Annotated in this window: 13 protein-coding genes and 1 pseudogene; 8 read left to right on the top strand and 6 right to left on the bottom strand. The window is 72.1% G+C overall.

Annotated elements, in window-relative coordinates; translation table 11 throughout:
- From FXF52_RS36850 to FXF52_RS36835, 4 genes are all read left to right on the top strand, one after another.
- A partial coding sequence (locus FXF52_RS36850) for an SbcC/MukB-like Walker B domain-containing protein (protein ID WP_148804304.1) occupies positions 1-343 on the top strand: 343 nt, incomplete at its 5' end.
- Positions 340-1,554, top strand: a complete 1,215-nt coding sequence (locus FXF52_RS36845; protein WP_148804303.1) for a TIGR02679 family protein — start codon at positions 340-342, stop codon at positions 1,552-1,554. The genes FXF52_RS36850 and FXF52_RS36845, both read left to right, overlap by 4 nt.
- 444 nt (positions 1,555-1,998) lie before the next feature.
- Positions 1,999-3,798 carry a glycoside hydrolase family 3 protein gene (locus FXF52_RS36840; RefSeq protein WP_148804302.1) on the top strand — a complete coding sequence of 600 codons (1,800 nt, stop codon included), beginning with the start codon at positions 1,999-2,001 and terminating at the stop codon, positions 3,796-3,798.
- An 8-nt stretch (positions 3,799-3,806) separates the two neighbouring features.
- Positions 3,807-5,633 (top strand): serine hydrolase domain-containing protein, encoded by a 1,827-nt coding sequence (locus FXF52_RS36835; protein ID WP_148804301.1) that lies wholly within the window; start codon positions 3,807-3,809, stop codon positions 5,631-5,633.
- 28 nt (positions 5,634-5,661) lie between these two features.
- Here FXF52_RS36835 and FXF52_RS36830 read toward each other — a convergent pair whose 3' ends face one another.
- On the bottom strand, positions 5,662-7,290 hold the full coding sequence (locus FXF52_RS36830) for an isovaleryl-CoA dehydrogenase (protein WP_148804300.1): 1,629 nt from the start codon (positions 7,288-7,290) through the stop codon (positions 5,662-5,664).
- A complete protein-coding gene (locus FXF52_RS36825; RefSeq protein WP_148804299.1) occupies positions 7,287-7,886 on the bottom strand; it encodes a TetR/AcrR family transcriptional regulator in 600 nt (199 codons plus the stop codon). The genes FXF52_RS36830 and FXF52_RS36825 overlap by 4 nt, the downstream gene beginning before the upstream one ends.
- A gap of 169 nt (positions 7,887-8,055) precedes the next feature.
- Here FXF52_RS36825 and FXF52_RS36820 point away from each other — a divergent pair, with 169 nt between their 5' ends.
- A complete protein-coding gene (locus tag FXF52_RS36820) occupies positions 8,056-8,844 on the top strand; it encodes a class I SAM-dependent methyltransferase (protein WP_148804298.1) in 789 nt (262 codons plus the stop codon).
- Position 8,845: 1 nt separating this feature from the next.
- On the opposite strand, the gene FXF52_RS36815 is transcribed toward FXF52_RS36820, so the two are convergent.
- The 3 genes from FXF52_RS36815 to FXF52_RS36805 are packed head-to-tail and all read right to left on the bottom strand — an operon-like array spanning position 8,846 to position 12,327.
- Positions 8,846-10,279, bottom strand: a complete 1,434-nt coding sequence (locus FXF52_RS36815; protein ID WP_148804297.1) for an acyl-CoA synthetase — start codon at positions 10,277-10,279, stop codon at positions 8,846-8,848.
- A gap of 5 nt (positions 10,280-10,284) precedes the next feature.
- Complete coding sequence (locus tag FXF52_RS36810) at positions 10,285-11,067, bottom strand: enoyl-CoA hydratase/isomerase family protein (protein ID WP_148804296.1); 783 nt, start codon at positions 11,065-11,067, stop codon at positions 10,285-10,287.
- 3 nt (positions 11,068-11,070) lie between these two features.
- The gene (locus tag FXF52_RS36805; protein WP_148804295.1) at positions 11,071-12,327 is read right to left on the bottom strand and encodes a CaiB/BaiF CoA-transferase family protein; all 1,257 of its coding nucleotides are present in this window, start codon (positions 12,325-12,327) and stop codon (positions 11,071-11,073) included.
- 122 nt (positions 12,328-12,449) lie between these two features.
- Here FXF52_RS36805 and FXF52_RS36800 point away from each other — a divergent pair, with 122 nt between their 5' ends.
- Positions 12,450-13,238: a GntR family transcriptional regulator gene (locus FXF52_RS36800; RefSeq protein WP_148804294.1), complete on the top strand. Its 789-nt coding sequence runs from the start codon at positions 12,450-12,452 to the stop codon at positions 13,236-13,238.
- Positions 13,235-13,768, top strand: a complete 534-nt coding sequence (locus FXF52_RS36795) for a gamma carbonic anhydrase family protein (RefSeq protein ID WP_148804293.1) — start codon at positions 13,235-13,237, stop codon at positions 13,766-13,768. The genes FXF52_RS36800 and FXF52_RS36795 overlap by 4 nt, the downstream gene beginning before the upstream one ends.
- 11 nt (positions 13,769-13,779) lie before the next feature.
- Here FXF52_RS36795 and FXF52_RS36790 read toward each other — a convergent pair whose 3' ends face one another.
- The gene (locus FXF52_RS36790; protein ID WP_148804292.1) at positions 13,780-14,607 is read right to left on the bottom strand and encodes an IclR family transcriptional regulator; all 828 of its coding nucleotides are present in this window, start codon (positions 14,605-14,607) and stop codon (positions 13,780-13,782) included.
- A gap of 267 nt (positions 14,608-14,874) precedes the next feature.
- Between FXF52_RS36790 and FXF52_RS36785 the strand changes: the two are divergent.
- Positions 14,875-15,632: pseudogene (locus tag FXF52_RS36785) on the top strand (malate synthase A); the annotation flags it as partial.

Genomic DNA, 15,632 nt, shown 5'->3' with positions numbered 1-15,632 from the left:
ACATGGTGCCAAGTCCGGCGGCGAGAAAGCGATTGTGCTGCACCTGCCCCTGTTCGCCGCAGCCGGAGCCCACTACCGCGCCGCACCGTCCGCGCCCCGGCTCATCCTCCTCGACGAGGTCTTCGTCGGCGTCGACCAGACCAACCGCGGACAGCTGATGGGCGTGCTGAAAGCTCTCGACCTCGACCTGCTTCTCACCTCCGACCAGGAATGGTGCACCTACGCCGAGGTCGACGGCATCGCCATCCACCAGCTGATCGCCGGCACGGAAGACGGCGACGACGCCGTCACCACCGCCCGTTTCGTCTGGACCGGCCACGACATCCTGGCCGACGATCGATGAGCGCCGCCCGATTCGACCGCCCGGAACTCGCGCCACTGTGGGCCGAGGCGCGGCGCCGGTTCGAAGCCAGCGATGGCCCGGTCAACCGGATACGGCTGCACGACCTGCAACCGGATGCGCGGGCCGCACTGGCAGACCTCCTCGGCCTCGCCCAGACCCCCGACCCGGACGTGACCGTCAGACTTCGCACGCTCGACGCGCTTCTGTGTGCCGCCACCGGATTGGATACCAGGGGCGTGGTGGAGGCGATCGGCGGCCCGATCACAAGCCGGGCCGGCCAGCGCCGTCAACGTGCCACCGAGCGGGCCGACCTGTGGCAGTGGGCACGTCAACACCCCGTCGTCGTTGCAGAACCGGCCCTGCTCACCTGGCTCGACCGCGTCCGCACGAGCGGCCTTGCCGCCGGCGACGTGTCCGCCGCCCGACTCCTGCTTGGGCAGGCATTCGAGATCCTCGCGGCACTGCCGGCGGCCGGAGAGCCGCTTGCGGTGCTGGCCGCCCGATTCACCAGCGACTCGCACGCGCTTGACGACGACAGCCGGCTCGGCAAACTGATCCTGCGGGCCTTGGCGGCTCTGCACGACGAGGACCCACCCACCGAGGCAGAAGGCCGCCGACAGCTGTGGGAACGCTCTGGCGTCGCGTGCGACGAACTGTCGACCAGCGTCCTGGTCGCCGGGCTGCGGCCCGGCGACGACGGTCCACTCGCGGAGGGCCTACGGAACTGGGCCGACGCTGGCCAAGCAGCCCTGGTAACTCTTGCCCAGCTCCGCCACCATCCCATCAGTCAGCTACACGGACCGGTCTTCATCGTCGAGAACCCGGCGGTCGTGGCGGCTGCCCTCCGTCGCTTCGGCGTCGCCTGCCCGCCCCTGGTCTGCACCGCCGGCTGGCCGAGCACAGCCGCGATCATGCTGCTACGCGACATCGCCGCAGCTGGGGTACACCTGCGGTATCACGGCGACTTCGACGGGGACGGCCTGCGGATCGCCGCCCACGTGATGAGCAAGACGGGCGCGCAACCGTGGCTTCTTCACGCTGACGACTATGTGCAAGCCGTTCCGGCCGCCGGACCAGTGGTAGGCCGAGTCGACAACACGCCGTGGGATCCACAGTTGGCTGAGGCTGTCCGCGCACATGGCGTCGCACTGCTCGAGGAGGTGGTCGTGGAATCCCTGCTCGCCGACATGAGCCACCGGCCGGTAGCGTGACGAGCATGATCCAGCTGCCGTGGCGGCTGGCCTACAGGACGGTTACCTACCTGCTCGGTGACCGGGACCGCCTTGCCCCGGCCGCCGGCTGACCGGTGCCTCGGCGCCGAGGCACCAGTCCGGGCCGTGAGGGGCGAGGGCCGCCAACGTCGGCCGCCATCGTTTCATACGAGCATGGTGTGCCCCGGGGTGCAGGATTGACGCATCACGATGGAGTATCGCAGTCCCAGGCGCCTCGTGGGTGTCCGTGCAGGAAAGAGAAATCGATGAGTTTTGACAGCGGGGGCCGGTGGCCGGCGGACTTCGCCCCGTGGGTTGGCGTCCGGATCGCTCCTCGCGCGCCGACTCGCCGTCGGGGGCGTCATCTTCTTTGTAGCTAACCTTCTTGACGATTCATCGATATGTAGCTAAGTTTCGGCCATCCGGACTGAGAGGTCGTCGTCTATGAAGACCCGACTCGTCACCGCGGCCGCCCTGTTGGCCAGCCTCGCGCCGCTGCCCGCCCACGCCACCACCGCCGTATCTCCGCCGGCCGCCGAGCATGGCTGGGTCACCTCGACGTTGCGGCACATGAGCCTGGAGGAGAAGGTCGGCCAGCTCTTCGCCACCTACGTCTACGGCGGTGACGCCACCGAGCCCACAGCCGCGGACCGTGCGGCCAACCGGGCAGCGTTCGGCGTCGAGACGCCGGCCGAGGTCATCGAGGAATTCCACCTCGGTACCGTCTGCTACTTCTCCTGGTCACACAACCTGGACAGCCCCCGCCAGATCGCCACCCTCTCCAACGGCCTGCAGCGAGCCGCCCTCGGCGACGGCGGCAAGGACCGGGTACCCCTGCTGATCTCCACCGATCAGGAGCAGGGCGTGGTGCTGCGGATGCCCGCGCCCGCCGCCCAGTTCCCCGGCTCGATGGCCCTGGGGGCCGGCCGGTCACCCCAGTTGGCACAGACGGCGGCGGAGATCACCGGACGCGAGCTGCGCGCCGTCGGCATCCACCAGCCGTACGCGCCGATCGCCGACGTCAACGTCGACCCGGCCAACCCGGTGATCGGCGTCCGGTCCTTCGGCGCCGACCCGGCCCTGGTGGCCGAGCTGACCGCCGCTCAGGTCAGCGGGTTCCAGGACGGCGCCGGCGTGACGGCGGTGGCGAAGCACTTCCCCGGCCACGGCGACACGGACAACGACAGCCACACCGACCTGCCGGTGATCAACCACACCCGCCAGGAGTGGGAGCAGATCGACGCTCCGCCGTTCCGGTCGGCGATCAGCGCGGGGGTCGAATCGATCATGACCGCGCACATCGTGGTGCCCGCGCTCGACCCGTCGGGCGATCCCGCGACCCTCTCGCCGCGGATCCTCACCGGCGTACTCCGCGGGGAGCTCGGCTTCCAGGGCGTCATCGTCACCGACGCGCTCAACATGGCGGCCGTACGCAAGAAGTACGGCGACGAGCGGGTGCCCGTGCTGGCGTTGAAGGCCGGGGCCGACCAGCTGCTGATGCCGCCGGACCTTCGGCTGGCGCGAAACGCGGTGCTGCGGGCCGTGGCCACCGGCGAGCTGACCGAAGGGCGCATCGACGAGTCGGTCCGGCGGGTCCTGGCCATGAAGTACCGGCAGGGCCTGGCCCGATCGCCGCTGGTCGACGTCGAGGCGGCGGTACGCACGGTCGGGGCGCCCCAGCACCTGGCCGCCGTCACCCGGGTCACCGACCCGACCCTCACCGCGATCCGCAACGACGCCGGGCTGCTGCCGCTTGCCCGCGCGGACCGGTCGGTGCTGGTCACCGGTTGGAACAGCGCCGCCTTCGCGCCGGTCGCGGCGGTCGCCGACGGCTTCACCGCCCGCGGTGCCCGCGCCACCGCCCTGCCCGCGACCCTGCCGTCTGACCAGGCGATCGCCGCGGCCGCCGCCGCGGCGGCCGGCCACGACCTCACCGTCGTGCTGGTGAACAAGGCATGGGACATCGAAGTCACCGACCCTCGGGCCAGTCAGCGGCGGCTCGTCGCGGCGCTACTGGCGACCGGCAAGCCCGTGGTCGTGGTAGCGGTCCGGGACCCGTACGACATCGCGTACCTGCCAGGCGTATCCACCTACCTGGTGTCCTACTCGTACACCCGGGCGGCGATGGACGCGCTCGTCCGCGCGCTGCACGGCGAGCTGTCCCCCCGCGGACGGCTGCCCGTCACAATCCCCACGGCCGACGGGGCGGTTCTCTACCCCTACGGCCACGGCCTGACCTGGTAGGAGGGACCATGCCGGGGATTCTCCGCACCGTCTCGGCGGCCAAACGGCCACGGCGAACCGTCGCGCTCGGCCTGGCCGCGGCGATGCTGGGCGCGGCGCTCCCGGCCACCCGGACGGCCGCCGCCGAGCGGCCCCCGGCCGGGTCCGCGCTGCCAGCCGTCACTCCCGCCGATATCCAGTTCCGCGACGACACGCTGCGGGCTGGCAGCGCCAGCGAGGTCGGGTTGCTCCCCGAGCACGTGGACCGGATGCCCGCCGACCTGGCGGCCTACCTCGAGCCGACCCAGGACCACCCAGGTCATCCCGCGTTCGCGGGTGCCGTGGTCCTGGCCGCCAAGGACGGCGTGGTCGTGCAGCACGCCGCGGTGGGGACGGCGGTGCGCTACTCCGCCGTTGGGCCGCCGCCCGCATTAGCCGCAGTGGAGCTTCCCGACGACCAGCAACTCCCGATGCGGCCTGACACCATCTTCGACCTGGCGTCGGTGTCGAAGCTGTTCACGACGATCGTCGTCATGCAGCAGGTCGAGCGGGGGCTGGTGGACCTGGACGCGCCGGTCGCCCGGTACGTCCCCGAGTTCGCGGCGGGCGGCAAGTCGTCGGTCACCGTACGGATGCTGCTCACCCACACCTCCGGGCTGCCCGCCTTCACGCCACTGTGGAGCCGCTACCCGACGCCGGCCGAGCGGTTCGCCGCCGCCCTCGCCACGCCGCTCGCGGCCGGGGCCACGCCCGGGGCCCAGTACGTGTACTCCGACCTCGGGCTGATCGCTCTGGGCGTCCTGGTGGAACGGGTGACCGGCCGGCCGTTGGCCGACCTGGTCCGCGAGGGTGTCACCGCACCGCTGGGGATGGTCGACACCGGCTACAACCCGGGGCCGGAGCTGCGGTCACGGATCGCCGCGACCGAATATCAGCCGTACGCCGGGCGCGGGATGGTCTGGGGTGAGGTGCACGACGAGAACGCGTGGTCGCTCGGTGGCGTGGCCGGGCACGCGGGGATCTTCTCCACCGCCGCCGACCTGGCCGTGCTCTGCCAGTCACTGCTCAACGGCGGCGAGTATCGCGGCCGGAGGGTCCTGCGGGCCGACACGGTGCGAACAATGCTGGTCAACTACAACTCGCTGCTGGAGCAGGCCTATCCGGAGAGCGATCGAGGGCTTGGCTTCGAGCTCAACAAGCACTGGTACATGATGGGGCTCTCCTCTCCGGTGGCGTTCGGGCACACCGGCTTCACCGGCACCTCCCTGGTGATCGACCCGCTTTCCCACTCGTTCGTCATCCTGCTCAGCAACCGGGTGCACCCCGATCGTGGCTGGGGCAGCAACAACGTCGCCCGGCGCGCGGTCGCGCGCGACCTCGCCGAGGCGATCCCGGTGCGGCCCCGGTCGCGCGCGGCCTGGCGAGCCGACCCCCGCGACCTTGCGACAGTCACCCTCACCGCCCCGCTGCGCCGCGCCGCGCAGGGTGGCACCGCGAGCTTCCTGCTCTGGTACGACACCGAGCCGCGCTACGACAGCGCCCGGTTCGAGGTTTCCACAGACGGAGGGCGGACCTGGTCGCCGGGACGGATGCTGCTGCGCGCGGGTGACCGGCGGTGGACCAGCGACGGCACCGTCACCGGCTACGGCGGCCGGGTCTGGTGGCAGGTCTCGGTGGAGCTGCCTGACCAGGCGACCCACCTGCGCTGGAGCAGCACCACCGACGCCTCCAGCCAGGGCCGTGGCGTCTACGTCGACCGGATCGCCGCGGCGGACCGGGACGGTGTGCTCTTCCACGGCGAGGGCAGTGATGCCGCACGCCTGGTCGCCGACGGGTGGTCATCCACGCGCGCCTGACCGCTTGGGGCGGCCCCGGCGCTGTCGGTCAGCCCACCTTCGGTACGGCGCGGGCGATGATCGCGGTGAAGTCGACGCCGGCCGGCAGGGTGCCGTACGCCTGGCCGTGGTCGCCGCCGAGCCGGGACGCGCAGAAGGCGTCGGCGACGGCGGGGTGGCCGTGTCGCACCAGCAGCGAACCCTGCAGGACCAGGGCGAGCCGCTCGACGACGCGCCGGGCCCGCAGTTCGAGGTCGTCGAGGTCGGACAGGTCGGCCCGCACCTGGCGGACCGCGGCGTCGAGCCGCGCGTCGGCGCCGACGGCGTCGCCCACCTCGGCCTGGAACGCCTCCACGACCTGGGGTTCCTTGGCGAGGGCGCGCAGGACGTCCAACGCGGCGACGTTGCCGGAGCCCTCCCAGATCGAGTTCAGTGGCGACTCGCGGAACAGCCGCGGCATGCCCGACTCCTCGACGTAGCCGTTGCCGCCCAGGCATTCGAGGGCCTCGGCGGCGTGTGCCGGCCAGCGCTTGCAGACCCAGTACTTGCCGACCGCGAGGGCGAGGCGCTTGAACGCCGTCTCGCCGGCGTTGCCCCGGGCGGACCGGTCGGTGGCTCCGGCGAGGCGCATCATGAGGACGGTGGCGGCCTCGGACTCCACCGCGAGGTCCGCGAGCACGTTGCGCATCAGTGGCTGGTCGACGAGGTACCGGCCGAAGACCTGCCGGTGGGTGACGTGGTGCGCGGCGGTGATCACGCCCTGGCGCATGCCGGCCGCCGCGCCGATCACACAGTCGAGTCGGGTCAGGTTGACCATGTCGATGATGGTGCGCACACCGCGTCCCTCGTCGCCGACGCGCCAGGCGACCGCGTGCTCGTACTCGACCTCCGCCGACGCGTTGGACCGGTTGCCGAGCTTGTCCTTGAGCCGCATCAGCCGCATCGGGTTGCGGGTGCCGTCGGGTAGGACGCGCGGGACCAGGAAGCAGGTCAACCCGCCCGGCGCCTGGGCGAGGGTGAGGAAGAGGTCGCACATCGGCGCCGAGGTGAACCACTTGTGCCCGACGAGCCGGTAGGTGCCGTCCGGCTCGGGGCGGGCGGTGGTGGTGTTGGCGCGCACGTCCGAGCCGCCCTGCTTCTCCGTCATCGACATGCCCGCCAGCAGCCCCTGCTTCGTCAGCGGCGCGCGCAGCCCGAAGTCGTACGTCGTGGCGGCGAGCAGCGGCTCGTACTGCGCCGCCAGCTCCGGGTTGTGCCGCAACGCCGGCACCGCCGCGTAGGTCATCGAGATCGGGCAGCCGTGGCCGGCGTCGGGACGCCACGTGTAGAACCGGGCGGCCCGGGCCACGTGTGCGCCCGGTCGGTCGTCCGCCCACGGCGCGGCGTGCAGGCCGTGCGCCACCGCGGTGCGCATCAGCTCGTGCCAGGCCGGGTGGAACTCCACCTCGTCGATCCGATGACCGTAGCGGTCGTGGGTGCGCAGGATCGGCGGGTGCTCGTTGGCCAGCCGCCCGTACTCGATGGCCTGCTCGCTGCCGCCCAACCGGCCGAGCTCGTGCAGCTCGGCGGCGGCCCAGCCGGCGCCCTCCCGCTCGAGCCCGTCGAGCAGTGCCGGGTCGTCCGCCGCGTCGTAACCGGCGAGCGGGGGAACCTGGTTGAACACCTCGTGGGTCGTCACGGCGATACTCCCAGCGCGCGATGGATGAAGGCGATCAGGGCGGGGATGGTGTCCGGGCCGGCGACCCCGGCGGCCAGCGGACCGACCATGGCCTCGGCCAGGGCGCCGACCAGCGCGGTCGCGGTCAGGTCGGGATCCTGCGGGGGCAGCTCACCGCTCGCCACCCCCTCCGCGACGTGGCCGGCGATCAGTTCGGCGTACGCGCGGCGGAAGACGAGCCGCTCGGCGTCGACCGCCGGGTCGACCGGCTCGGCGAGCAGGGCGTACGCCAATCGCGGGGCCTGCAGCGCCCGCCCGGCGAACGTCTCGACGACGGCGGCCAGTTGCTCGGCGGCCGTGGTCTCCAGCGCCGCGGCCCGCGCGACCGCGTCGACCTCGCGCTGCGAGGCCGTCCGGAACACCTCGGCGAACAGGTCGGCCTTGGTCGGGAAGTGGCGGTAGACGCTGCCGGTCGCCAGGCCGGCTTGCTCGGCGACGGCGGCGACCGAGCAGCCGGCATACCCGTCCTCGGCCATGATGCCCAGCGCCGCGGCGATGATCCGCTGGCGGGAGGCGTTCAGCCGAGCCTTCACCCGCTCCGTGCTCCGGTAGGCCACGCAAGGATTGAACCACCATTCAATCCTTGACGGCAAGGAGCGCGTCACGCGCGGCCGAACCTCGACCGCTGCTTCCGCCTTCCGTGAGAGCAGAGGGTGGATCGGGCCGCTGAACACCCGTACCGTTGATGTCTCCGGTTTGGTCCCGGCTGACAAGGAAGCGTCTGCGATGCGGTCGACCGAGAACGACGTGACCCGCCATGGCCTGATCCTGCGGCAGTTCGCCCGGCAGGCTCGCACCTTTGAGGACCCGCGGCTCAACGCCGCCTTCACCCGGCATCTCCGGCGCCTCGTCGACTTCGCGCAGCCAGGCCCTCAGGACGTCTGCCTGGACGTCGCCTGTGGCACCGGGCTGGTGGCCCGCGCGCTCGCGGTGCGCACCCGGCACGTGACCGCGCTCGACACCACTCCCCAGATGCTGGCCACCGGCAAGGCGCAGGCCGACGGCGAAGGCGTGTCCAACGTGGTGTTCCAGCGCGGCGACGCGGCCCGGTTGCCCTTCCTCAACGGCTCGTTCTCGCTGGTGATCTCCCGGTTCTCGCTGCACCACGTGGCCGAGCCGGAGAAGGTCGCGGCCGAGATGGTCCGGGTGTGCCGCACCGGCGGGCGGGTCGTGGTCGCCGACATGGTGGTCAGGCCGGAGCTGCCCGGCGACCCGGACCGGATGGAGCGGCTGCGGGACCCGTCGCACGGCACGATACTCGCTGTCGAGGCGATCGTCGGGCTGCTCACCTCGGCCGGGGCCGTACTGGAGACGGCCGACGTCTTCGACGTGCAGCGTCCGCTTCGCCCCTGGCTCGAACAGGCCCGTACGCCCGGCGACGCCGCCCGTCAGATCGAGGAGGAGCTGGGCCGGGAGCTGGCCGGTGACGCCCCGTCCGGCCTGCGCCCGCTGATGGTGGACGGCGAGCTCTGCTTCACCCAGACGTGGGCCCACATCTCCGTGGTGGCGCGGTAGATCACCCGCCGGGGAGCAGCTTCTTCTGCACCTTGCCCATCGCGTTGCGGGGCAACTGGTCGACCAGGTGGATCCGCCGGGGGCGTTTGTGTGCGGAGATCCGGCCGGCCACGAACTCGATGAGCTGCGCCTCGGTCGCCGCGTCGGCGACCACGTAGGCCACGACCTGCTGCCCGAGGTCGGGGTGCGGCGCGCCGACCACCGCGGCTTCGCGCACCGCGGGGTGGGCGAGCAGGGCGTTCTCCACCTCGCCGGCGCCGATCCGGTAGCCGCCGCTTTTGATCATGTCGATGGAGGCGCGGCCGATGATCCGGTGCCATCCGTCGGCGTCGATGGTGGCGATGTCCCCGGTGCGGAACCAGCCGTCGGAGGTGAATGACTCCCGGTTGGCCTCCGGCCGGTTGAGGTATCCGCTGAACGTCATCGGCCCGCGGATCTGGAGCTCGCCCGGGGACTCGCCGTCGGGCGCGATCGGGCTGCCGTCCTCGCCGACCAGCCTGCTGTCCACTCCGGCGAGTGGGGTGCCGACGAACCCGGGGCGACGCTCGCCGTCCGCGCGGCCGCTGATGGTGATCAGCGTCTCGGTCATCCCGTAGCGCTCCACGGGCGGCTGACCGGTGAGCTCGGCGAGTTGCGCGAAGACGGGCAGGGGCAGCGGTGCGCTGCCGGAGACCAGCAGCCGGGCCGAGGACAGCGCGCGAGCGGCGGAGGGATCGGCGCAGACCCGCGACCATACGGTCGGCACGCCGAAGTACAGGCTGCCGCCGGCGGCGGCGTACGCGTCCGGCTTGGGGCGGCCGGTGTGGGCCAGCCGGGACCCGAGCCGCAGCGCGCCCAGCACGCCCAGCACGAGGCCGTGCACATGGAACAGGGGGAGACCGTGCACCAGCAGGTCGTCGGGTGTCCACGACCAGGCGTCAGCGAGGGCGTCCAGGTCGGCGGCGATCGCCTGTCGGGGGATCAGCGCTCCCTTCGGTGCTCCCGTCGTGCCGGAGGTGTAGAGGATCAGCGCGGTGCTCTCCGGCGCCGGTTCGGCATAGCTGGTGGACGAGCGGGCCGTCAGGTCGACCGCGGCGACGGGGACCGGCACATCGGCCAGTGCCGGGATGTCCGCAGCGGTGGGCGGGACGAGCAGTAGCGAGGCGGCGGAGTCGCGCAGCACGTGGTCCCGCTCGGCGGGACCGGAATCCGGCGGCACCGGTACGACCGGGACCCCGGCGAGCAGGCCGGCGACCACGGCGACCACGGTTTCCATGCTGGCCGTCGCCCAGACCGCCACCGCGTCGCTGCCGGCGATGCGATCGGCGAGAGCCGTCGCGGCGGACAGCAGTTCCTCCCGGGACGCCCGCTGGTCGGCGACCCGGATCGCGTCGGCGTCGTCACCGAACGCCCCGGACAGGGCCGGCAGCAGCAGGTCTCCGCTTCCTCGTCGCATCGTGGTCACCGTCCGGTCCAGGTCATCGGCTGCCTGCTGGTGAAGGCGTGGACGGCGGCGCGGAAGTCGTCGCTGCCGTACACCCGGGCGACGATGTCGTCACCGTCGGCGGTGCCCCGGCGCAGCCGTCGGATCGCCTCCTTCGTCGCCCACATGGTCAGCGGGGCATGCCGGGCGAGGCGGTCGACGGTCCGGGTGACAGACCCGTCGAGGTCCTCGGTGGACTCGGCCACGAAGCCCGCCGCGTGCGCCTCCCGACCGGAGTAGAACGTCGCGTTGAGCAGCAGATCCAGGGTCCGGGCCGGGCCGAGGTGGTGCAGCAGCAGCGCGTAGGTGGGCATCGACAGGCAGTTTCCCAGGGTCCGGGCGATGGGTACGCCGAACCGGGCGTCCGGTGCCGCCAGTCGCAGGTCGCACACGGCGGCGATGGCCAGGCCCGCGCCGACGCACCAGCCGCGGACGGCCGCGACCGTGGGCACGTTGACGCCCTCCAGCCGGTCCAGCACCCGGGTGATCTTCTTCTCGTACTCGACCCCGTCGTCCCCGCCGGTGAAGTCGGCGAACTGCCTGATGTCGGTGCCGGCGACGAAGGCCTCCTCGCCGGCCCCGCGCAGGACGAGCACCCGCACGTCGTCGTCCGCGTCGGCGCGTTCACACGCCTGGTACAGGCCGTCGTACATCGCCCACGTCATCGCGTTGCGCTGGGCGGGGCGGTTGAAGGTCACGGTGAGGGCCGGGCCCTGCCGTTGCACGAGCAGCTCGGAGTGGGATCCGGGCGACGAGGACACGGGCTACCTCCTGGGCGTCGTGGTCGCGGCGGGGCTGGCGGGCGTGCCGTCGAGGTCCTCGGTCCGGGCGGCGCCGGAGGCGACGAGGTGGTCGATCTCCGCGGCGCTGTACCCGACGGCGAGCAGCACCTCCCGGGTGTCGGCGCCGAGGACGGGTCCCGCGCCGGCGCGCTGCACCGGGGTCTCGGACAGCCGCATCGGCGAGCCGAGTTGCCGTACCGGGCCCAGGGTCGGGTGCGGGGCGTCCCAGAAGAAGTCGCGGGCGGTGAGATGTTCGTCGGTGAACACCTCGCCGTAGTCCGCGATCGGCGCGCACGGCACCCCGGCGGTGTTGAGCCGTTCGACGATCTCCGCCGTGCTCAGCGTGCTCGTCACCGTCTCGATGGTATCGATCAACTCCGCGCGGTTCTGCAGCCGGGAGAACGCGTCGGCATAGCGCGGGTCGTCGAGCAGTCGGGTCAGCCCGAGGGCCTCGCAGAACGCCCGCCAGTTGCGCGGCGTGGTGGCCCCGATCGTCACGTACCCGTCGCTGCTGTGCACCGCCTGGTACGGGGCGTTGCTCTGGTGGGCGGAGCCCAGCGGAGCGCCCACTTCGCCGGTGGCGAAGTACTTCCCGGCCTCCCAGACGGCGAAGGACGCTCCGGCTTCGAACAGCGAGACGTCGATGTACTGCCCCGCGCCGGAGCGGTCCCGCTCGCGCAGCGCGGCGGTGACCGCGAGCGCCAGGTAGAGGCCGCAGACCAGGTCGCAGATCGGCACCCCCACCTTCGCCGGTGGACCGCCGGGATGGCCGGTGATGCTCATCAGGCCGCTGCGCGCCTGCGCCATGATGTCCAACCCCGGCAGGTCCGCCAGCGGTCCGTCCTGTCCCCAGCCGGATGCGGAGGCGTACACCAGGCGTGGGTTGATCTCCCGCAGGTCCGCGTAGCCGAGACCGAGCCGGCGCATGGCGCCGGGGCGGAGGTTCTCCACCAGGACGTCGGCCCGCTCGACCAGCCGGAGGAACGCCGGACGCGCCTGCGGCGACTTGAGGTCGAGGGCGACCGAGCGCTTGTGGCGGTTGATGCGGACGAAGGGCGAGCTCTCGGTCCCGAGGAACGGACCGGTCTGGCGTACCGGGTCCCCACCGGCCGGGTGCTCGACCTTGACGACCTCCGCCCCGAGGTCGGCGAGTTGCATGGCGGCGAACGGCGCGGCCATGAACGAGCCGAGTTCCAGCACGGTCACTCCGGTGAGGGGCGGCATGCGTTGGTCGGCCATCGATCCACCTCCGTCGGCGCCGGTAGCTGTTCACGTGGAAGCAGCAGGTGTTCGGATGCGAAAGCTACCGGTAGAGTGCCCTGTTGTCTACAGAAGACAAGGGTTGGCGACGAGGAGTTCGGATGGCGGAGAGGACGACCGCGACGACGCCGGACGGGACGGCCCACCGGATCACACCTCCGCCGAGCCTGTCACTGCTCGCCGCCGAGGCGGTGCGAAAGATGATCCTCACTGGCGAGTTGCAGCCCGGTGACCGCGTGGTGGAGAACCAGCTCACCCACCAGCTGGGGGTGTCCCGCCCGCCGTTGCGTGAAGCGCTGCGTGTGCTGGAGCAGGAGGGCCTGCTCGTGCAACAGCCCCGGCGCGGCGTGATCGTCGTGCCGATCACCCTGCACGACGTGTACGAGATCTTCACCCTTCGCGACCAGCTCGAACGGATGGCCGTCGAACTCGGGGTGCCCGTGCGAGCGCCGGAGCGCTTCCAGCGCTGCCGGTCGGCACTACGTGACCTGGAGGAAGCCGCCACGGCCGGCGACGCGGCGACCGTCACGGATCGTGCGTTCGACTTCCACCTGGCCGTGGTGGGGCTGGCCGGGCACCGCAGGCTCGAGGACTCCTACCGTTCCCTGTCCCTGCAGATGCGGCTGTGCATGGGCATGAACCAACGGGCCAGGGTGGCCGGTGAAGGGCTGTGGGGAATCGTCGAACGGCACCGCGCGATCCTGGAGACCGTCGAGCGCGGGAACCCGCAGGAGGTCCTCGACCTGCTCGCCGACCACGGGCAGCACACCTTCGTCCGCGAACTCGGCCACTCGCTCGGCGGTCGCTCCGCGGAGGCCGAGGCCTGGCTGGCCCGCCTCGGCCGATCCCGCCCCGACGCGGCCGCAGGACGGGAGGCACCCCGACCGTGAGCAGCCAACCGCTGGTCGTCGACTTCGGCGACCGCACACCGGACATTCACCCCACGGCATGGGCGGCGCCGGGCGCCACGATCGTCGGCTCCGTGCGGCTGGCCTCCGGGGCCAGCGTTTGGTACGGCTGCGTGCTGCGCGCCGACACCGAGGAGATCAGCATCGGCGCCGGCAGCAACATCCAGGACGGGTGCGTCGTGCACGCCGATCCAAGCTTCCCGGCGATCGTTGGCGCCGGGGTCTCCGTCGGGCACCGCGCCGTGCTGCACGGCTGCACGATCGAGGACGAAGTCCTGATCGGCATGGGCGCCGTCGTCCTCAACGGCGCACGGATCGGCGCCGGCTCGCTGGTGGCCGCCGGTGCGGTGGTGCTGGAGGGCACGGTGGTCCCGCCCGGGTCGCTCGTCGCGGGTCTGCCCGCGCGGGTGCGCCGCGACCTCTCGGCCGAGGAACGCGCCGGCATCGTGCGCAACGCCACGGGGTACGCCGAACGGGCCCGCGCGCACGCCGCGGCGACGTCCCGGCGCTGACGACCGGGTGGTCAACCGGCGACGCGGTCCGCCTCCGCGGCGCGGGGCACGCTGAGTTCGACGGCCAGGTCCTCGGCGGCCTGCCGGAGCAGGGGCACGGCCCGCTCGATCACGTCGGGCGTCATCCGTGGCGCCGGCCCGGAGACCGAGACGGCGAGCCGGTTCGAGGTGCCGAGCACCGGTACGGCAACACACCGTACGCCGATCTCCTGCTCACCGTCGTCCATGGCGTAGCCCTGGCTCCGTACCCGGTCGATCTCCTCGGCGAACCGGCGCGGGTCGGTGATGGTGTGCTCGGTCTGGGCCGGCATGCCGGTGCGCTGCAGGACCGCGTGCACGTCGCCCGGCGGCAGATGGGCGAGCAGGGCCTTCCCCACAGCCGTGCAGTGCAGGAAGGCGCGTCGTCCGACCTCGGTGAACATCCGCATCGACTGCCGGGACTGGACCTGCGCCACGTACACGACCCGGTCACCGTCGAGCATCGCGAGGTTCGCGCTCTCCCCGAGGGCGTCGACGAGCCGGGACAGGTACGGCCGCGACCAGGTGCCGAGCAGGTGGCTCGCGCTGTCCCCGAGCCGGATCAGCCGGGGGCCCAGGGAGTACTGCCGGGACGGCTCCTGCCGGACGTAGCCGAGGTCGACCAGGGTGCGGATCAGCCGGTGGATGGTGGGTAGCGCGAGCCCGGACTCCTGGGCGAGCCGGGACAGCCCGATCACGCCGCCGGCGTCCGCCATGATCTCGAGCAGCTCGAAGGCCCGCTCCAGCGACTGGACCCCACCGGGCACCCGGCCTTTCGGCTGCGTGCCGTCGGCAGCCACGCCCAGATTCGACTCGGTCACTCGGCTCCTCCTTCTCCCCGGATCCGCCGGGACGGATGGCGGTCACGCCCGCGCTATTTCCGCATCGCAGAAGTTTAGCCCCCGCCGCGTCAGGCCTCGCCGCGCTTGACTTCCGTAAAGCGGAAATTAGTATCCGCTATGGTGAAGGAATGATGAGGGCGGATCGACCTGCGCGGGCCGGCCTACGCGTCACCGCCCCGCGTCCGCTCTTGCCGGGATGACGATGCCGGCCGCACGGGCCGGGGGAGACAGAGGAAGGTGATCCGGATGCCCGAGATCGAGGTGACCGGCGGCCCCGTGCCGCGCGGCGAGGAGATTCTCACCCCCGAGGCACTGGCCTTCGTCGCCGAACTGCAGGAGCGGTTCGGCGCCCGCCGTGACGAGCTGCTCGACCTGCGCCGCCGGCGCCGGGCGGAGGTGGCCCGCAGCCACCGGTTCGACTTCCTGCCGGAGACGCGGGAGGTCCGCGAGGTGGCGTGGTCGGTCGCCCCGGCCCCCGACGACCTGCGGGACCGCCGGGTGGAGATCACCGGCCCCACAGAGCGCAAGATGACCATCAACGCCCTGAACTCCGGCGCCCGCGTCTGGCTGGCCGACCTTGAGGACGCGAACACTCCGCACTGGGGCAACGTCGTGGGCGGGCAGGCCAACCTCCACGACGCGGTGCGCCGGACCATCGCCTTCACCGCCGCGGACGGTCGGGAGTACACGCTGCGCCAGGACGTCCGACTCGCAACGATCGTGGTGCGCCCGCGCGGCTGGCACTTCGACGAGCCCCACCTGCTGGTGGACGGCCGACCGGCCGTGGGCGCCCTGGTCGACTTCGGCCTGTACTTCTTCCACAACGCCGCGGAACTCCTGCGCCGCGGCAGCGGGCCGTACTTCTATCTGCCGAAGATGGAAAGCCATCTCGAGGCGCGGCTGTGGAACGAGGTGTTCACCTTCGCCCAGCAGCGGCTCGGCATCGCCCACGGCACGATCCGCGCGACCGTGCTGATCGAGACGATGCCGGCGGCGTTCGAGAT

The organism is Micromonospora sp. MP36 (assembly GCF_008119785.1).
Lineage (GTDB): Bacteria > Actinomycetota > Actinomycetes > Mycobacteriales > Micromonosporaceae > Micromonospora.
Note: the sequence above shows the minus strand (reverse complement) of the source record. Positions and strands in the feature narration are given on the sequence as shown.